The sequence below is a fragment of the Mycobacterium sp. IS-1590 genome, assembly GCF_001500025.1.
Lineage (GTDB): Bacteria > Actinomycetota > Actinomycetes > Mycobacteriales > Mycobacteriaceae > Mycobacterium.
The window spans coordinates 1-18128 of the sequence record NZ_LQIW01000029.1 but is presented as its reverse complement, the minus strand read 5'-3'; the positions used below and the strand labels follow the sequence as shown (position 1 = coordinate 18128).

Annotated in this window: 20 protein-coding genes, 1 tRNA gene and 1 pseudogene; 9 read left to right on the top strand and 13 right to left on the bottom strand. The window is 67.7% G+C overall.

The window, feature by feature from the left end:
* Window positions 1-540: pseudogene (locus AU197_RS26485) on the top strand (hypothetical protein); the annotation flags it as partial.
* A gap of 32 nt (window positions 541-572) precedes the next feature.
* On the opposite strand, the gene AU197_RS17535 reads toward AU197_RS26485, so the two are convergent.
* Complete coding sequence (locus tag AU197_RS17535; protein ID WP_064403977.1) at window positions 573-1397, bottom strand: SDR family oxidoreductase; 825 nt, start codon at window positions 1395-1397, stop codon at window positions 573-575.
* Window positions 1398-1466: 69 nt separating this feature from the next.
* Between AU197_RS17535 and AU197_RS17530 the strand changes: the two genes are divergently transcribed.
* Both AU197_RS17530 and AU197_RS17525 read left to right on the top strand, forming a co-directional pair.
* A complete protein-coding gene (locus tag AU197_RS17530; RefSeq protein WP_064403976.1) occupies window positions 1467-2159 on the top strand; it encodes a demethylmenaquinone methyltransferase in 693 nt (230 codons plus the stop codon).
* 139 nt (window positions 2160-2298) lie between these two features.
* Complete coding sequence (locus tag AU197_RS17525; protein ID WP_064403980.1) at window positions 2299-3357, top strand: alpha/beta hydrolase fold domain-containing protein; 1059 nt, start codon at window positions 2299-2301, stop codon at window positions 3355-3357.
* Here AU197_RS17525 and AU197_RS17520 read toward each other — a convergent pair.
* Together AU197_RS17520 and AU197_RS17515 are read right to left on the bottom strand one after the other, a co-directional pair.
* Window positions 3354-3608, bottom strand: a complete 255-nt coding sequence (locus tag AU197_RS17520; protein WP_064403975.1) for a hypothetical protein — start codon at window positions 3606-3608, stop codon at window positions 3354-3356. The two genes, AU197_RS17525 and AU197_RS17520, sit on opposite strands and share 4 nt — an antisense overlap.
* A gap of 104 nt (window positions 3609-3712) precedes the next feature.
* A complete protein-coding gene (locus AU197_RS17515) occupies window positions 3713-4153 on the bottom strand; it encodes a GAF domain-containing protein (RefSeq protein ID WP_082696726.1) in 441 nt (146 codons plus the stop codon).
* 21 nt (window positions 4154-4174) lie between these two features.
* Here AU197_RS17515 and AU197_RS17510 point away from each other — a divergent pair, with 21 nt between their 5' ends.
* On the top strand, window positions 4175-4429 hold the full coding sequence (locus AU197_RS17510; protein WP_064403974.1) for a hypothetical protein: 255 nt from the start codon (window positions 4175-4177) through the stop codon (window positions 4427-4429).
* Here the strand turns inward: AU197_RS17510 and menJ are convergent.
* Window positions 4426-5640 (bottom strand): menaquinone reductase MenJ, encoded by a 1215-nt coding sequence (gene menJ, locus AU197_RS17505; protein WP_064403973.1) that lies wholly within the window; start codon window positions 5638-5640, stop codon window positions 4426-4428. The genes AU197_RS17510 and menJ overlap by 4 nt on opposite strands.
* Before the next feature lie 111 nt (window positions 5641-5751).
* Here menJ and grcC1 point away from each other — a divergent pair, with 111 nt between their 5' ends.
* On the top strand, window positions 5752-6759 hold the full coding sequence (grcC1, locus tag AU197_RS17500) for a nonaprenyl/(2E,6E)-farnesyl/geranylgeranyl diphosphat synthase (protein WP_197415580.1): 1008 nt from the start codon (window positions 5752-5754) through the stop codon (window positions 6757-6759).
* A gap of 68 nt (window positions 6760-6827) precedes the next feature.
* Entirely contained in the window at window positions 6828-7706 is an 879-nt protein-coding gene (gene htpX / locus AU197_RS17495) for a zinc metalloprotease HtpX (protein ID WP_064403971.1), read from the top strand.
* 11 nt (window positions 7707-7717) lie between these two features.
* On the opposite strand, the gene AU197_RS17490 is transcribed toward htpX, so the two are convergent.
* Window positions 7718-8224, bottom strand: a complete 507-nt coding sequence (locus AU197_RS17490) for a nitroreductase family deazaflavin-dependent oxidoreductase (protein ID WP_064403970.1) — start codon at window positions 8222-8224, stop codon at window positions 7718-7720.
* Window positions 8225-8383: 159 nt separating this feature from the next.
* Here AU197_RS17490 and AU197_RS17485 point away from each other — a divergent pair, with 159 nt between their 5' ends.
* Window positions 8384-9460 (top strand): helix-turn-helix transcriptional regulator, encoded by a 1077-nt coding sequence (locus AU197_RS17485; protein WP_082696725.1) that lies wholly within the window; start codon window positions 8384-8386, stop codon window positions 9458-9460.
* On the opposite strand, the gene AU197_RS17480 is transcribed toward AU197_RS17485, so the two are convergent.
* Complete coding sequence (locus AU197_RS17480) at window positions 9428-10606, bottom strand: flavin-containing monooxygenase (RefSeq protein WP_064403968.1); 1179 nt, start codon at window positions 10604-10606, stop codon at window positions 9428-9430. The two genes, AU197_RS17485 and AU197_RS17480, sit on opposite strands and share 33 nt — an antisense overlap.
* Window positions 10607-10780: 174 nt before the next feature.
* Here AU197_RS17480 and AU197_RS17475 point away from each other — a divergent pair, with 174 nt between their 5' ends.
* Window positions 10781-11317: a hypothetical protein gene (locus AU197_RS17475; RefSeq protein ID WP_064403978.1), complete on the top strand. Its 537-nt coding sequence runs from the start codon at window positions 10781-10783 to the stop codon at window positions 11315-11317.
* A 3-nt stretch (window positions 11318-11320) separates the two neighbouring features.
* Here AU197_RS17475 and AU197_RS17470 read toward each other — a convergent pair whose 3' ends face one another.
* The 7 genes from AU197_RS17470 to AU197_RS17440 form a co-directional block, all read right to left on the bottom strand.
* Entirely contained in the window at window positions 11321-12346 is a 1026-nt protein-coding gene (locus AU197_RS17470; protein ID WP_064403967.1) for an NAD(P)H-dependent glycerol-3-phosphate dehydrogenase, read from the bottom strand.
* Between the two features lie 57 nt (window positions 12347-12403).
* Window positions 12404-13618: a M20 family metallopeptidase gene (locus tag AU197_RS17465; protein ID WP_064403966.1), complete on the bottom strand. Its 1215-nt coding sequence runs from the start codon at window positions 13616-13618 to the stop codon at window positions 12404-12406.
* On the bottom strand, window positions 13615-14568 hold the full coding sequence (locus AU197_RS17460; protein ID WP_064403965.1) for an asparaginase: 954 nt from the start codon (window positions 14566-14568) through the stop codon (window positions 13615-13617). Before AU197_RS17460 ends, AU197_RS17465 begins: the two co-directional genes overlap by 4 nt.
* Complete coding sequence (locus AU197_RS17455; protein WP_064403964.1) at window positions 14565-15533, bottom strand: ABC transporter substrate-binding protein; 969 nt, start codon at window positions 15531-15533, stop codon at window positions 14565-14567. Before AU197_RS17455 ends, AU197_RS17460 begins: the two co-directional genes overlap by 4 nt.
* Before the next feature lie 15 nt (window positions 15534-15548).
* Window positions 15549-16319 (bottom strand): ABC transporter ATP-binding protein, encoded by a 771-nt coding sequence (locus AU197_RS17450; protein ID WP_064403963.1) that lies wholly within the window; start codon window positions 16317-16319, stop codon window positions 15549-15551.
* Complete coding sequence (locus AU197_RS17445) at window positions 16316-17155, bottom strand: ABC transporter permease (RefSeq protein WP_064403962.1); 840 nt, start codon at window positions 17153-17155, stop codon at window positions 16316-16318. The genes AU197_RS17450 and AU197_RS17445 overlap by 4 nt, the downstream gene beginning before the upstream one ends.
* 212 nt (window positions 17156-17367) lie before the next feature.
* Window positions 17368-17859 carry a YajQ family cyclic di-GMP-binding protein gene (locus tag AU197_RS17440; RefSeq protein ID WP_064403961.1) on the bottom strand — a complete coding sequence of 164 codons (492 nt, stop codon included), beginning with the start codon at window positions 17857-17859 and terminating at the stop codon, window positions 17368-17370.
* Window positions 17860-17965: 106 nt separating this feature from the next.
* Here AU197_RS17440 and AU197_RS17435 point away from each other — a divergent pair.
* A tRNA-Tyr gene (locus AU197_RS17435) sits at window positions 17966-18048 on the top strand.
* Window positions 18049-18128 lie beyond the last annotated feature (80 nt).

Genomic DNA, 18128 nt, shown 5'->3' with positions numbered 1-18128 from the left:
GAGGTCGAATGGCTTCCACCACCCGGGCTGGACACCGGCCAGGCGCGGCTGAACTACTACCACCGACCCGAACGGCTTCTGCGCCCACCCGAAGACCAGGAAGCGCGCAGCAACGACATCGCTGCGTCGTCGGAATCTAGTGACGGCAGCCGAGTAGTCGACAAGGACGTCGCTGCGTCGCCCGAATCTGATGGCCGCAGCCGGGTAGGCGACAACGACATCGCTGCGTCGCCCGAATCTGATGGCCGCAGCCGGATAGGCGACAACGACATCGCTGCGTCGCCCGAATCTGATGACGGCGGCCGGGTAGGCGACAACGACATCGCTGCGTCGCCCGAACTCGATGGCAGCCGGATAAGCGACACGGACAACGCTGCGCCGCCCGAACCCGATGGCGGCCGAGTAGTCGACAACGACATCGCTGCGTCGCCCGAAACCGATGGCAGCCGGATAGGCGAAACCCAGTCGAGCGCCGCGACGCCCGTCGACAGTGCCGGTGAACCCGGGGGACCTGCGCCGCCGGGTGATTGGGCGGCCTGAGGGCCGCAGCTCAGGCACCCAACCTGACGACGTCAGCCCTGCGCTTCGATGGCGACCGGCTGCCATTCCTCCCAGGTCTTGAGCCGGTTCTCGTAGTCGGCCTTGGCCAACTGCAGCGGTAACTCACCGAAAAACACGCGCAGCGGCGGGTTTTCGGCGTCGACGACCTTGAGCAGGGCCCGCGCCGATGCCTGCGGATCGCCGGGCTTGGCCACACGCTGACTGCGGATCCGGTCGGCTTCCTCGTGTACCTCTTGGTAATCGGACAACGGCTTCGACCGGCGAGACGACGAACCCGCCCAGTCTGTGGAGTAACCGCCCGGCTCGATCAGCGTGACGTGTATTCCGAACGGGGCCACTTCCTGAGCCAGCGCCTGCGAGAAACCCTCGAGCGCCCACTTCGACGCGTGATAGATGCCGACGTTCTGGAACGCGGTGATGCCGCCGATCGACGACACCTGGATGATGTGCCCGCTGCGCTGTGCCCGCAGGTACGGCAGCGCGGCCTGGGTGACCCACAGCGCGCCGAAGACGTTCGTCTCGATCTGGTCGCGCGCCTCCTGTTCGGTCACCTCTTCGATGAAGCCGAAGTGTCCGTAGCCGGCGTTGTTGACCACGATGTCGAGCCGGCCGAAGTGGTCGTGGGCCTGCTTGACGGCGGCGAAGTCCGCCTCGCGATCGGTGACGTCCAGCGTCAGGGGCAGCAATGCATCGCCGTATCTCTCGACGAGATCGTCCAATGAGGACAGGTTGCGCGCGGTCGCGGCGACCTTGTCCCCGCGCTCGAGCGCCGCGATCGTCCACTCGCGTCCGAAGCCCCGCGACGTACCGGTGATGAACCAAACCTTTTCGCTCATGCTCCCTATATCTCCTGTAGACGGACTCCGCATTCCCGCTTGAAGCATCTTCACAGCTACGGTGGCGTCATGGGACGCGCGACGCTGGAGAAGAACCCACGTGATGTGGCGTCGATGTTCGACGCGGTCGCCCGGCGCTACGACCTGACCAACACCGTGATGTCGCTGGGGCAGGACCGGTTCTGGCGGCGGGCGACACGGGCGGCATTGCGCATCGGCCCGCAGGACAAGGTGCTCGACATCGCGGCGGGCACGGCCGTGTCGACGGTCGAGCTGGCGACCTCGGGGGCGTGGTGCGTGGCCGCCGACTTCTCGGTCGGGATGCTGGCTGCCGGCGCTTCCCGGGATGTGCCCAAGGTCGCGGGTGACGCCACGCGACTGCCGTTCGGCGACGGGGTCTTCGACGCGGTGACGATCAGCTTCGGACTGCGCAACGTCGTCGACCACGTGGCGGGCCTGCGCGAAATGGCGCGCGTCACCCGCCCCGGAGGACGGCTGGTGGTGTGCGAATTCTCGACACCGACGAACCGATTCTTTGCCACGGCCTACAAGGAGTACCTCATGCAGGCGCTGCCGAGAATCGCCCGGGCGGTGTCCTCCAACCCGGAGGCCTACGTCTACCTCGCCGAGTCGATCCGCGCATGGCCCGACCAGACGCAACTGGCCCACCAGATCGCCGATGCCGGTTGGTCCTCGGTGCGCTGGCGCAACCTCACCGGGGGCATCGTGGCGCTGCACGCCGCCACCAAACCCCTGCGCTGACGGCAACATCACCGGCGCAAAACCACTCGCTACCGGGCGGGCCTTCCGCATCTGCTCGACATCGTCGACACGCGGTGGCCGACGCGGCGGTAGTCGCAAACCGGGGTCGGTCATCGCGGTGGCGCGCTACGGTCTGGACATGCACGGACGCCTGGTGGACCCGGATCGCACGCTCGGAACCGATCCTCGCTCCGACCCTCGAATGGTCAAGGCGTTTGCGCAGTTCGGTCTCGACGGCCGGCTGCCCGCCGCGCCGCTGAGCATCGACGCACCGCTCGAGGACCGCATTGCCTTCGCCACCATGAGCGAGGAGGGGATGGGCGCGATCCTCGACGCGCTGGGCAAGGACCTGCCCGCCGTCACCGGGGTGACCACATCGACGACAACCATTCCCGGCCCCGACGGCAACGACATCACGCTGTACATCAGCCGCCCCGACGAGGACGCCGGTGGCCTGATGCCCGCCGTCGTCCATCTGCACGGTGGTGGGATGGCGATCGGCAGCGCGGCCGATATCGGCTACGTCAGGATCCGCGAATGCCTCGCCGCCACAGGCCTCCTCGTTGTCGGTGTCGAGTTCCGCAACTCCGGTGGCAAACTCGGCCCGCACCCATTTCCCGCCGGGCTCAACGACTGCGCCGCGGCCGTGCGCTGGGTGGCGGCCAACCGCACAGAACTCGGTGTGAGCCACCTGATCGTGTCGGGGGAGTCCGGCGGCGGCAACCTCACGCTGACCGTCGCGCACAAGGCCAAACGCGAAGGCTGGCTGCACGAGATCGCCGGGTGTTACGCGCAGTGCCCGTACATCTCCAACCGCTGGCTCGAGGAGTGCGAGGACCTGCCCTCGCTGGCCGAGAACGACGAATACTTCGTCAGCCGCCACCAACTCGCGTTGCTCGGTTCGATTTACAACCCCGACGGTTCGCATGCCGACGACGCCACCTGTTGGGCGGCCGTGGCGACCGATGAGGAACTCAACGGGCTTCCGCCGCATGTCATTTCGGTCAACGAACTGGACCCGTTACGTGACGAGGGCCTCGCGTATTATCGGCGCCTGCTGCGCGCGGGCGTCGCCGCGGTCGGCCGGGTGGTCGCAGGCACCTGCCATGGCGGTGACCTACTCTGCGGGGCTTACATGCCCGAGGTGTTCGACGCATCCATCCGCGACGTCAGCGGTTTCGCGAAATCGCTCGGCTAATCGTCGATGTCGATGGCTGCCTGCTGGCCACCGCTGGCCGGCGGGGCGCTGTTGACGACCGGCAGGGGCGGTTCTGACTTGGCGTTCGAGGACGGTTTACCGGTCGCACCCCGGTACGGCGTGCACACCCCGACAAAAGGCACATCCTGACACGGTCCCTGGGGCAGCGCGGCCGCAATCGGAGCCGAGGACAACGCGGCCGCGGCGACCGCGATCGCGGCAACAGCCGATCGAACTGTCAGACCGAGCATCGTGCTTCCTTCCGCCGATGCCTACATGAACGCCGCTGTGCTCCAGGATAATCCCTGCACGTCGCCGAAAACAGGTCGTCTAGCTGGTCTTACAGTTAGCTTGGTTATGGGTCTCGATCAATGCGGGCGTCCCAAATGCGTTCGGTCTGCGCGCCGACGTCGGGATCGTGGGTTTGCTGAAAGTTGCGGCCACCGCGTCTGTAGGTCGCGAGAACCGCTGCGGGAACGTCGGGTTCGAGTATGGGTTCGCGCAGCCAGCGGCACGGCCGCACATGCACCAGGTCGACAGCGGTGGCCTCCGCGGAGTCGTCGCGGCGGTACGGCCCATCGATACGGCCCAACCAGAAAAGCCCGTCCGCATCGCGGGTCCACACGAAGGAGCCGTCTTCGACATCGGCGAACCGATCCACGCGACGAGCCAGTCGCTCGCCGAAACCCGCGTCGCCGAAACCCACGACGCCGAGAGCCAGCGCCCGGTCGAGCGATGTCTGCGGGTCGATGTCGTCGCGGCGGGATCGCATCGGAGCCCGGTAGACGGCGGTCATCCGCGATATTCTGCCTGCGACATGGAGACGTTCAAGCGCTATCTGATGTTTCAGGGCATGATGTTCGTCTTCGGCATCGTCGGGCCGATTTTCCTCATCATGTACTTCGCGTCCCAACCGGACCCCACCGTGCGGTGGGCGTACTGGATCGGGTTGTTCATCACCGCCGCTGATGTTCTGATTGCGTTGGGGCTCACCGCTTCTACCCAACCGAACCGGGATGCCGCGCACACCCGCATCGCCCTGAAGCTCGCCGAGCGGCGTCGGCGCGACTAGCGAAACGGCGGCCGTTCGTCGATACGCCGCGACACGCGGCCGGCGCCGCGCCACACCCTTGCGGTCCAGTCCTCGTCGTCGTCGGTGACGAAGTTGCCCATCACCCGCACCGCGATGGTCATCAGCGTCTCCGACCGCATCGCGAGCGGCCCGGTCGACGGCAGGAACCGCGGGAACGTCAGCAGCAGCGCGAGCCGCCGGGCCACCGAGAACCCGCGCGCATAGTGCGCCGTCAGCACCGCGGGCCACACGCGCGAGAGATCGCCGGTGCCCAGCAGTTCGGCGGCCAGCCGGCCGGTTTCGAGACCGTAGTCGATGCCTTCGCCGTTGAGCGGGTTGACGCAGGCGGCCGCGTCGCCGATCAGCATCCAGTTCGGCCCGGCGACGCCCGACACCGCCCCGCCCATCGGCAGCAGCGCAGACAGGCCGGCGCGCGGCTCCCCGACAAAGCCCCACTCCTCACGACGCAGCCCGGTGTAATAGGACATCAGTGGCCGCAGCGCGGCGTCGGCCGGCCGCTTGGCCGTCGCGAGTGCACCGACGCCGATGTTCACCTCGCCGTTGCCCAGCGGGAAGATCCAGCCGTATCCGGGCAGCACCGCACCTTCCGGCGAGCGCAGTTCCAGGTGCGAGGTGATCCACGGTTCGCTCGCCCGCGGTGTGGCGATGTAACCGCGGATCGCCACGCCGTACACCGTCTCCTGATGCCATTCGCGGCCCAGCACGCGGCCCAGCGTCGAGCGGGCTCCATCGGCGACGATCAGCTCGCCGCAGCCGATCTCGGCGCCCGAATCGAGTATCACCGCCTCCACGCGACCGGAGGCGTCATGGCGTACGTCGACGGCCTTCACGCCGAGCAGCATCTTCGCGCCGTCGTCCACGGCGACCATGCGGATGCGGTCGTCGAGTTCGGTGCGCGGGACCGCGCTCGAGGTCGACGGAAACGATGGCCCCGGCCATTCGATCTCGACGTCGGCCCCGAATCCGGACATCCTCAGGCCACGATGCTGCACCCGACCCTCAAGCCACGGGCCGAGCCCGAGCCGTTGCATCTCCAGCACCGCGCGCGGGGTCAGCCCGTCGCCGCAGGCCTTGTCGCGGGGGAACTGCGCCTTGTCGATGACGAGCACATCGCGGCCGTTGCGCGCCGCCCACGCGGCGGCGGCCGAACCCGCGGGGCCGGCCCCGACGACGACCACGTCCGCCTTCATCGATCCCCCGGTCGTCCCCTGGGCTGCGTCCGTGGGCCCAGCGCTCTCCCCTGGGCTTCGGCCGTGGGCCCATCCCGCCGGTAAGTCCATGGTTCCCAGTATGTTGGCAGGGTGAGGACGCCAGCGACGGTGGTAGCCGGGGTGGACTTCGGAGATCCCGAATTCGCGCAGGAAGTGCGCGACGGGGTCGCCCGCATCGAAGACCTGATGGCCACTGAGCTCGGCAAAGCCGACGAGTTGATGGCCGAAGCGGTACAACACCTGTTCCAGGCCGGCGGGAAGCGGTTCCGCCCGCTGTTCACGGTGCTCGCAGCCCGGCTGGGTCCGGACCCGGATGCCTGGCAGGTCACCGTCGCGGGCGCGGTCATCGAACTGGTGCACCTCGCGACGCTGTACCACGACGACGTGATGGACGAGGCGCAGGTCCGTCGCGGTGCGGACAGCGCCAACGCACGCTGGGGCAACAACATCGCGATCCTGGCGGGCGACTACCTGTTCGCGACCGCCTCGCGTCTGGTCAGCAGGCTCGGACCCGACGCGGTTCGCATCATCGCCGACACCTTTGCCCAGCTGGTCACCGGCCAGATGCGGGAAACCCGCGGCGCGGCCGAACACGTCGACTCCGTCGAGCACTACCTGAAGGTCGTCTACGAGAAGACCGCATGTCTGATTGCGGCGTCCGGCCGGTTCGGGGCGACGTTCTCGGGTGCCGACGAAGAGCAAATCGAGCGGTTGAGCCGGCTGGGCGGCATCGTCGGCACGGCTTTCCAGATCTCCGACGACATCATCGACATCGACAGCGATCCGGACGAGTCCGGCAAGGTGCCGGGCACCGACCTGCGCGAAGGTGTGCACACGCTGCCGGTGCTTTACGCGCTGCGTGACGACGGTCCCGCCGCCGACCGGTTGCGCGAGCTGCTGGCCGGACCGGTGGAAAACGACGACGACGTGGCCGAGGCGCTGCGGCTGTTGCGCGGCTCGCCGGGCATGACCAGGGCCAAGCAGACCGTCGCGCAATACGCGGTGCAGGCCCGTGAAGAGCTCTCCCAGCTGCCCGAGGGGCCGGGCCGTCAGGCCCTGGCGACCCTGGTGGATTACACGGTGAACCGGCACGGCTGAGCGCCGGAACTTGCGGAGCCCGCCTAAGCGTTGACTCAGCGAAGTCTTTCTTTCCGAAGGAGGAAGCGATGACCTGGCATCCGCACGCGAACACCGCCAAGACGTTCGCTCTGCTGGTGGGGTTCTCGGCGCTGATCGTGTTCATCGCCGCGCTGTTCCGCAATACGGCGCTCATCGGCCTGGCGGTGCTGTTCGCCGTCGGCATGAACGCCTACATGTATTTCAACAGCGACAAGATCGCGCTGCGGGCGATGCACGCGCAGCCCGTCACCGAAATGCAGGCCCCGGTGATGTACCGGATCGTGCGCGAGCTGGCCACCACGGCCCGCCAGCCGATGCCGCGGCTGTACATCAGCGACACCGACGCGCCGAACGCGTTCGCCACCGGCCGCAATCCGCGCAACGCCGCGGTGTGCTGTACGACCGGCATCCTGCACATCCTCAACGAACGCGAACTACGGGCGGTGCTCGGGCACGAACTCTCACACGTCTACAACCGCGACATCCTGATCTCGAGCGTCGCCGGCGCGATGGCCGCGGTCATCACCGCGCTCGCCAACATCGCCTACTTCGCGACGATCTTCGGCGGTAACCGTGAGGGCGCCAATCCCTTTGCGATCCTGTTGGTTTCGCTGCTCGGCCCCATCGCGGCGACAGTGATCCGGCTGGCCGTGTCGCGGTCGCGGGAGTACCAGGCCGACCAGTCCGGCGCGGAGCTGACGGGCGATCCGCTGGCGTTGGCCAGCGCGCTGCGCAAGATCAGCGCCGGCGTCGAGCAGGCACCGCTGCCGCCCGACCCCAAGCTGGCCGATCAGGCGCACCTGATGATCGCCAACCCGTTCCGCGCGGGCGAGAAGATCGGCAAGCTGTTCTCGACCCACCCGCCGATCGGGGACCGCATCGCCCGCCTGGAGTCGATGGCCGGTCGAGGCCCTGGCTACTACTGACACCTCACCGGTCAGTGGTCTGTCAGCCGCAGTTCGACCATCGGCAGGGCGGTGTTCTCGGTGGTGATCGGTGCGCCCAGGGTCGATTCGAGGACCGGCTTCATCGTCTCCCACGCCCGGCGGTGCCGGTCGACGTAACGGCGCAGCGCAGCGTCAGCTTCGTCGGTGCTGAGCGGACGCGCGATCGCGGGCCTCGACAACCGGGTACCGACGGACACCTTCACCCTGGGATCGGCCTGGACGTTCTTGTACCACTGCGCGCGGGTACCGAAGCCGGAGGCGACGATGTAAGCCTCCGGGTCAGTCCGATCGAGCACCTCGAGCACCACTTGCCGGGTCTGCCCCGACTTCCGGCCGATGTGTTCCAGCAACAGGATCCGCGAGCCGAAGATGAACCCGAGGCGTGCCCGATACAGCCCGATCGGGGCACGCATCAGCCGACGTGACCGCAGAGCCTTGGTGCCTGCGTCCACCAACACGTCCGAGGCTAGGTGAACCAGGTTCAAAAGCGCGCACATCGAGATCCTCCTTCGCTGTGCGTATTTGCCACTCCGTGGGCGTGTGGTGTGTGAGCGGCCCACAGAGTCCTTGTCTGACTGCGTAAAAGGGGAGTAGAACCGACAGTACGGACCAGCCCGACGGACGGCGAACCCCAACGGAAGGGCGGTGGGTCGGTCATGTCGTCAGCGATGTCGTTCGCCTGGCCTGCTCGGTTGGAGCAGCGGGTCGCGCGCATCTGTGCGCGGGCTCAAGATCCGCTCGAACTACTGTCTGCGGTCGCTACCGTCGTTCGGGCAAAGATCTCCTACGCCGCTGCGGGCTGGCTGCTCACCGACCCCGACACTTTGCTCATCACCGGGGTGCATGCCGAGAACGTCACACTTCAGCAGAATCTCGCCCTCATCGAGTGCGAGTTGACCACCGACGACGTGAACAAGTTCGTCGACCTCGCACGGCGGGAGGTCCCGGCGGCTTCGCTCGGCATCGAGACCGCCGGTGATCTGAGCCGCAGCACACGTTGGTCGAAGATCTACCAACCCAACGGATACGGCGACGAGATGCGGGGCGTCTTCAGTTCCGGGTCGGCCACCTGGGGGCACTTCTGCCTCACCCGGCGTGCCGAGGACCCGTTCTTCACCGAGGTCGAGGTCGCCACGATGGCGAGGCTCTGCCCGCACGTGGCCAACGGCATCCGGGCGTCCCTTCAGCTCGGCCGTAGGCCCGCGCCGTCCGTTCCCACGGCGCCCGCGCTGCTGATACTCGCCGACGACGGCAGCATCGAGTCGATGACACCGCAGGTCAGCGAGTGGCTGGGGCCCGTCGAGGTCGAACGTCTGGAGAGCACCATCGTGCTGCACGAGGTCGCTCACCGGGCGCGCGTTCTCGCCGAAACAGGAGTCGGCGAGCCGGCGATGGCGCGGACCAGGGGCCGCTCCGGTGACTGGCTCGTGGTGCGGGCAGTCCGTCTGGAGCGGGAGGGGGCGGAAACAGGCTGCACCGCAGTGGTTTTGGAGCAGGCGCGCCGTTCGGACATTGCCCCGCTGCTGGTTCACCTGAGCCAGCTGACCCGTCGCGAGAAGGAGGTCACACAGCTGCTGTTGACCGGCATGTCCACCCGGGAGATCGCCGGCCGGCTGTGGATCACCGCCGAGACGTTGCGCGGTCACATCAAGGCGATCTTCGCCAAGCTGGGTGTGAACAGCCGTCCGGAGCTTGCGGCACTACTCTCGCAAGATCTCGTCCTTCGGCGGTGACTCTCGCAACTTTGTAGCCGCCAGCTGGAGGGCAATGTCGTCGGCTACCCGTCGAGCCAGCGTTCCAACGAATCTCGTCAGCCCCGGCCGGTACACGTAGCCGACGAAGCGAAGACCTGGCAGTACCTCGGTGCCGCGTCCGTCGCGGGGCATGCCCCGCTGGTCGAGGACATCGAGATGGGAGACCATGGCATCCAGTCCGGTTCGGTACCCGGTGGCCGCGATGATGGCATCGACCTGAACAGAGGTGCCGTCCGCAAGGACCGCTCCGTCGGGTTGGAGTCGGTCGACGGCCGCTACCACGCGAAGCGAGCGATCGCGGATCGCATCGATCACTTGACGATCGACGATTGCAGTGCCCGCGCCGCGGCGCTTGAGTCCAGCGATCGGCCCCTCCGGCGGCTTGCCGAACCCGTAATTGCTCAGATCGCCGATCATTCCGCGCTGCACGGCAAGCAGAATCTTGTCGACGAGACCGGCTGGAAGCCGGAGAAAGAGCGGCATCGGCAGGTCGAAGGGCAGCCGACCGACTTGCCGCAGAAGAATGTTCGGCGGAGTGCGCACCGCCAGCAGTACCTCTGGGCAACCCGAGCGGCTCAAGTCGTGGGCGATCTCGAGCCCGCTGGAACCCGCGCCGGCGACCAAGACACGCTGACCGGCGAACCGGTCGGCGTTGCGGTACTCCGCGGTGTGCACGACCCGCCCGACGAAGCCGTTGTCGGCTGCCCAGTCGGGGAGAGCAGGCTGATTGAAGATCCCTGTTGCGACCACGACATGGCGTGTCCTGCGTGGACCGCCGTTGGTGGCAACCTTCCAACCTTCCTCGGGGAGCGGGTCGAGTCGCTGCACGTCGACACCGAGTTCGACGGCAACATGGTGGCGGTCGGCGTAGGTCTGCAGATAGTCGACGTACTGGTCGCGGGTCGGAAACTGACCGAAGTGACGCGGGAACGGGGCGCCGGGCAGAGCCGAATTGCGGCGGCATGTGTTGAAACGCAGGGCGTCGTAGCGACCTGACCAGGCGGCGCCGATCTGCCCGCCCCGCTCGACGACGGTCACGTCCACTCCCCGCGCGAGCAATTCGGCGGCGCACGACAATCCGGCCGGACCGCTGCCGATCACCAGCACGGTGTGCTCGGTTGTCATGGCGGTTCCTCCGTGAGCTTTCGCTGTGGTTACAGCGTCGGTCCAACTCGCGGTTCGCGCCATCCCGCAGGTGGGGGGTCCACTCCTCTGGCCGATGCGGGTAACAACCCGCCGACCTGCGGCGATGTGATTCGTGTGCTGCGAGCATCAGCTGAACCCCTTAGGGTGTGGACCGTGCTGAACAGGGTGTTGATCGGCGTCGTCGGGTCTGCGGGGGCGGCCCTGATCGGCGCGCAGGGTATCGCCGCAGCTCAACCGTCCGAGCCGCCGGCGCCACCGGCGCCGAACGTCAACGCGCTCGCGCCGGTGAAGCTGTCGGAGTTCGCGAAGATGGACGGCCACTGGTATGCGTTCAAGACCCCCGACGGGTTGACGTGCGTCCTGCAGCGCAACGGCGGGTACGGCTGCAGCGGTGCGATTCCCGCGGCACCGAACGGCGCGAACTTCGTCAGCGGCGGCCCGGGTGTTCCGCAGTTCTCGGCGACGACGGCCGATGTGTTCGCCGTCGTCGGTGACGCCAAACCGCTGCCGGCCGGTTCGCGGATCAGCTTCCAGACCGTCAGCTGCGGCAGCGACGGTGGTGTGACCACGTGCTCGGACAGCCGCAACCAGTCGGGGTTCGTGTTGAGCCCCGCGGGCAGCTACATCATCAACGGCGGACGGGATCCGCTGCTGGAGCGGCCCGAGGGTACGAACCCCTTCTTCAACTGAGCGCTAGAACCCCGCGCCGTGCACCTCGTGCCCGGGCTTTTCGACCATCAGTCCGCGGTAGGCCTCTTCGACGGAGGAGCCGTGGTTGACCACGGCGTCGACCTCACGGGCGATCGGCATCGAAATCCCGTACTGGTCGGCGAATTCCATGATGACGCTCGCGGCCTTGACGCCTTCGGCGACCTGGTTCATCGACGCGATGATCTCGTCGATCGGCTTACCTGCCCCCAACTGCTCACCGACGTGGCGGTTGCGGCTGCGCTGGCTGGTGCAGGTAACGATCAGGTCGCCGATGCCCGCCAGGCCGGCGAACGTGTCGCGGTGCCCGCCGGTCGCCTCGCCGAGTTTGGACATCTCACGGATGGCGCGGGCCATCACCATCGCCCGCGTGTTCTCGCCGATCCCGAGTGAGTAGCCCATGCCGACCGCGATCGCATAGACGTTCTTCAACGCCCCGGCCATCTCCACGCCCACGACGTCGTCGGTGGTGTAGGTGCGAAACCGCTTGGTGCGGAACAGCCGTGCCAGATCCGCCGCGAGCTGCTGGTCGGGCATGGCGAGCACCGCCGCGGCCGCGTACCCCTCGGCCACCTCACGCGCGATGTTCGGGCCGGCCAGGATCCCGGCCGGATGCCCGGGCAGCACCTCGGCGACGACCTGGCTCATCCGAAAGTTGGTGCCCTGCTCGAGACCCTTGACCAGCGACACCACCGGAACCCACGGCCGCAGCTCCTTGGCCAGCTCCGTGAGCACGCCGCGGAAGCCGTGTGACGGAACGCCCATGACGATGACGTCGGCGCATGATGCCGCCTCGGTGAAGTCCGTCGTCGCCTTCAGGCCCTCCGGAAGCGCGACCTCGTTGCCCAGGTACTTCGAGTTGCGGTGGTTGTCGTTGATGTCGTCGGCGGTCTCCTGTGAACGCACCCATTGCAGCGTCGGCCCGCGGCGAGCACAGATGGACGCCACGGTGGTGCCCCAGGAGCCTCCACCGAGAACGACGACTTGAGGTACACGTTGCGCAGGTGCCATGCCGATCAGGGTAGGTCGCAGGGCTGATCTTCACGGGCAGTTCACGAACTGCGGCGGTCACTGTCCGGCGAGGAAGCCGCGGACGGCACGCTCCAACACTTGGGTCGCAGTGACCATCGCGTCGATGGAAATGCTCTCGTCGTAAACCGCCCATCCGTCGTCGCCGGGCCCGAAGGTCACCGCGGGGATACCGGCATGGCGGAACCGGATGGTGTCGTTGAACGCGGGTTTGGTGTAGCGAAGGACGGCCTCGCCGGTCACCGCGCGGTAGGCATGGTCGATCGCGGAGACGAGCGGCTCGGAGGCGGGTATCTCCACGGTGCCGGCGACGAACGTCGGCCCCGGTACGTAGGTCACTTGCGTTTCGATCCCCGCGGGCGCCAGTTGGCTGACCCGCTGCTGGAAGGCGAGCAGCAACTCGCCGGAGGAGACGCCGGGCCCGATGTTCACCGCGGCCACCCGCGCCCGCGCCTCGAGCGGGGTGAACTGCGCCATCCCGGCCTCGCCCGCCAACAGGCCCACCACGGAGATCGGCCAGTCGCCGACCGGGTTTCGGCGGATCTGTGCGAGCGCCTCGGCGAGAAACTGCGCCGGGTTGACGCCGGTGTCCGGGCGCCAGATGTGGCTCGACGTCCCGCGCGCGACGATGTCGATCAGCGCGTGTCCGGTCTGCGCGGTTGCCAGCGCGATGCCGTGCCGCGCACCGTCGGACCACGCCGTCGGCTCAACGGTGATCGACGCGTCTGGCCGCAGGCCGTACTCGTCGACGAGATAACAGGATCCTTCGATGCCGTTGCGTTCCTCGTCGACGGTGAGCGCGACGAGCAGCGTCCCGGTCGCGGGCGGGTCCGCGGCCACCCGCCGCGCCGCGGTCAGCAGCGTCGCGAGGTTCGCACGTGTGTCCGACGTACCCCTGGCGTAGATGCGCCCATCCAATTCCGTTGCCCGGTAAGGATTATCGGCGCAGGCGGTCCAGCGGCTGGGAGGGCCGGAAGGGTAGGTGTCGAGGTGGTCGTTGAGCATCAGTGTCGGACCGGGGCCGAACACCTTGGTGGCCAGCACGTTCTGTCGGGTGGGATGCCTACCGGCCAACCTGACGTCGAACCCCCATTGGGTGAGCAGCGCTGCGACCGGTTCGGCGATGCGCGTCTCCTCCGGCGACCGCGCGGGCCCGTCGAGGCTGTTCTCACACCAGGGTTGGCCCGCGGACACCAAAGTCTTGGTGAGCTCGACCAGTTCGGCACGGTCGACGGGGGTGACGGTGAGGCTCATGCTGTTTCGCTGTCGATCAGTTGTCGCAGGCCGTCGCGGTCACGCCCCTGTGCAAGCCCGAGTGTGACGAGGAGGCGCGCTCGGTGCGGGGTCAGCCCGGGCGCGAGCACCGCACCGCTTGCCGCCAACGTGGCGACCCCGCCGGGATATCCGTACCGCGGTGCCACACGCGCGTCGGGTGCCCGCGTCGTGATCACGACGAGCGTCCCGTCGTCGATCAGCTGCTGCGCGGCCGTGGCTTGGCCGGGTGGCAGGTTGCCTGCGCCGTTGGCGGCGACGACGACCGCGGACCGCCCGGCTCCCGCGAACCTGAGGCCGGCGCCGTCGTCGCCCAGGGCGGCGAGCACCAGCGGCACCGGCTCGATCGGCGTGTTCGGCGCACCGTGTGCCGCTCGCCGCGGCGGCGTGCGGAACCATTCGACCTGGCCTCCGCCCACCACCCCGATCGGCCCGCGTCCGGGCGCGTCGAACGCGTCGCGCGCCACCCCCGACACCTTGAGGACCTCCCGTGCGGAGAAGATGCGACCGGAGAACACCACGACCGGGTCGACGTCGACGCCCGAGGACGCGACGGTCACCGCGTCGGCGAGGTTGGCCGCACCATCGCTGTCGGAGCGTTCGCCGGCGATCATCGACCCGGTGACGACCACGGGGAACGACCAGCTTTCGCGGTAGGCCAGCCAGGCCGACACCTCTTCGATCGAATCCGTGCCTGTCGTGACGACGATGCCGCCCACGCCCTCGGCGGCCAGAGCGCTGATCCGGGTAGCCAGACGTTCCATCAATGCGAAGTCGACCTCCGAGCCGCCGACCAGCGCCAGATCCTCGGCGCCGCCGAATCCATCGACGCGCTCGGCCAGAGCAGCGGCACCCCGGAAAGGCACTGCACCAGAATCCTTCTCGCGCATCGATATCGTGCCGCCGAGCCCGATCAACCGGATGTCACTCATTGCGTGTCGCCCTCGAGTGGGGCGCGCACGATGATCGCGTCGTAGTCGGGGATCTGGGCGTCGGCCGGAACTCGGCCAATGCTCTGCGCCCACCGTGCGCGGTCAGCGAGATCACTGGGCAGCTCGGGACCGAGGGCGGTGTTGAACTGGAACTCGCCGATGACCCCTTCGACGAGTTGCGTGTCGAGACCGGTTGCCTCGGCGACTGCGGCCAGTGCGGCGGGATCTCCGTTCGTCAGCGGGGCGTCAGCCTGCTTCACGGCTGCGAGGAAACGGCTCAGCGCGGCCTGGTGGGTGGCCACCGTGTCGGCGTTGGCGAGATAAAGGCTGTGCTGGCTGTACTTCTCGGGGCCCTGCAACTCGATGGCGTCGTCGCCCAGCTCGGCGACGGACTTGGCGAGTGCCGGCTGAAACACCGCGACCGCATCGACGCTGCCGTTGCCGAGTGCGGTGGGGATCTCGGCCGGGCCCGTCTGCACCAACTGCGCCTCGACACCGGCCTGGTCGAGGAACTTCGTCGCGAAGTAATGCGCGCTGCTGCCGAGGGGAACGGCGATGGTGCGGCCCGACAGGTCGGGGATCGAGGTGATACCCGCCGAGCGGCGAGCCACGAAACGGCCCTCGGCCCAACGTGATCCGTCGGCGATGATACGCAGATTGGGGTTCTTCAGTGCCGCGGCGGACGTCGGGACATCACCGCCGTTGGCGACGTCGACCGCGCCGCCGGCGAGCGCTTCGAGGGCCGCCGCGCCGGTGGGGAACGGCACCACCTTGATGTTCACGCCGGAATCGGCGAAGAATCCGAGCTTCTCCGCAACGGGAACCTGCGCCCAGCACGGGTCGACCACCCAGCCAACGGTCAAAGTGTCTGCAGCCTCGGCGGATTCGGCGGTGCTGCAACCGGCCAGCACGGCGAGTCCGGTGAATGCGGCCACGGTGGCGGCGACGATGCGTCGTATGTTCATGCGTTCTCCAGAGCGTCAGGGGATGGGGCTGGGATCGGAACGGAGGAGGTCGTGCAAGCGACGGCGAAGCGGCGCGTAGTCGGCGAATTCGGCGACACGGCTGGCGGGCCGTGGCCGCGGGAGAGGGTTGTCGAGATGGTCGGCGACCGAGCCGTTGGCACCCATCACGACGATGGAGGAGGCGATCCGGAGCGCCTCGTCGACGTCGTGGGTGACGAAGACGATGGTGGTTCCGGTGCGCTCCCACAGGTCGATCACGAGGTCCTGCATCTGCGATCGGGTCAATGCGTCGAGTGCCCCGAAGGGCTCGTCCATCAAGAGAACCTGCGGGCTGTTGGCGAGAGCGCGTGCGATGCCGACGCGCTGGCGCATTCCGCCGGACAGTTCGTGGGGCAGTTTGTCCGCGACATCGCCGGACAACCCGACGGCGTCGAGCAGGGTGTCGATCCGTTGTCGGCGTTGCGCGCGTGGCACTTTCGCGGCACGCAAGGCGAAGGAGATGTTCCCGGCGACAGACGTCCACGGGAACAGTACGTCGCGCTGGAAGACGACACCGCGCTCGCGGCCGGGTCCGGTCACCAGGGCACCGTTGAACGAGACCTGGCCTGCGGTCGGCGCCACGAAGCCGGCCATGCAGTTGAGCAGCGTCGACTTGCCGCACCCCGACGGCCCCAGCAGGGCGAGGAAGGCACCGGCCTCGACGGTGAGATCGAGATCGTCGAGCACGCGGTTGCCGGTCGCGTATTCGACGGTGAGACCGGAGATTCCGATGCCGCCGGCCGTCATGACTGTTCCTTGGCCCAGCGGACGAGTCGATGGGTGCCGCGGTGGAACAGCTGGTCGGCCAGTGCGCCGACGACGCCGAGTGCGATCAGGCAGGCGAAGAGACGGTCCGGCTGACTGAACAGGCGCGCCTGGTCGAGGCGGAACCCGAGACCTTCGGTCACCCCGGCCTGTTCGGATGCGACGATCAAGATCAGCGACATCGCGATGCCCTGCCTCAGGCCGGTGAGGATGAACGGCAACGCGGCGGGCAGGACCACCGAGGTGAAGACCTGGTGTCGGGGCGCCCCGAGGCACGCCGCGACGCGGAGGTAGTCGTCGCGGGTTGAGGAGATGCCGGCGTGGGTGTTCACCCAGACGGGGAAGAACACGCCGAGGGTGGTGAGGAACAGTTTCGATTCCTCGCCGATGCCGAACCACAGGATGGCCAGCGGTACCAGCGCGATCGCGGGAATCGGTCGGATGACCTGGATGGTGGGTTCGAGCAGTACGCGTGCGACGCGGCTACGGCCGGTGAGGCTGCCGGCGATGATGGCCAGTGTCGAGCCCAGCAGGAATCCGCTGAGCGCGCGGCGAAAGCTCGCGGCGGCATCCTCGATCAGCGTGCCCTGGGCGTACATGTCGCGGGTGGCAGCGACGACGTCGGCCGGAGAGGGCAGCAGGGACGGCGAGAAGATCTGCAGGCGGACGAGCAGCGCCCACAGGGCGACGACGCCGAGCAGGCTCAGCCCGGCGAGGATTCCGAAGAAGTAGTTCCGCGACGATCGGGAAGAGGCGGCGGCTTTGCGCGCCCGCGACGAGGTATGCCGCGACGTTCGAAGTGTCGGCACCGCTGCCATCGCGTCGTCCCTTCCGGCCGTCGACCTGGATGGCCGTACGGTAGGGGGAAATCAAGATCGCGGCGGGGGCGTGCGGTCGGGCGCAAGCAGCATGGGCGCGAATCCGCCACGGTGAGCTGTGCACGACCTGCGTGGTCACGGGTAATGCGCCACCGCTGAGCGCGCTCCATAGTTTCAATCAGTTTGATCGAAGCGCGCGCGCCGCGCGGGAGTCAGCGGTAGTTGACGAACTGCAGTGCCACCTCGAGGTCGGCGCCCTTGAGCAGCGCGATCACCGCCTGCAGGTCGTCGCGCTTCTTGCTGCTGACGCGGATCTCGTCGCCCTGGATCTGCGCTTTGACGCCCTTGGGGCCCTCGTCGCGGATCAGTTTGGTGATCTTCTTGGCCTGCTCGCTCGTGATGCCCTGTTTGATCTGGCCGCTGACCTTGTAGGTCTTGCCCGATGCCTGCGGGTCGCCGGCGTCGAACGCCTTCATCGAGATGTCGCGGCGGACCAGCTTCTCCTTGAACACGTCGACGGCGGCCTTGGCGCGCTCCTCGGTCGAGCTGGTGATGACCACCGTCTCCTCGCCCTGCCACTCGATCGACGTATCGGTGCCGCGGAAGTCGTAGCGGGTCGACAACTCCTTGGCGGCCTGGTTCAGCGCGTTGTCCACCTCCTGGCGGTCGACCTTGCTCACGACGTCGAACGATGAATCCGCCATTGGATCCGTCCTCCCTGATGGTCTGGTGCCGTTTTCGTCTTCGACCCATCCTCGTTGTACCCTGCAAGTCGCACCAAACCGGGTCACCCGGCCGGTGCAGCACCCAGGCAGGTTGCCCGAGCGGCCAATGGGAGCGGACTGTAAATCCGTCGGCTTACGCCTACGCAGGTTCGAATCCTGCACCTGCCACTCTGTGATGTCTCGGGACATCGTTGGCAGATGTCCCGAGACATCATTTACATCTGGAGCCGGTTTTCGGGTGAGTTTCC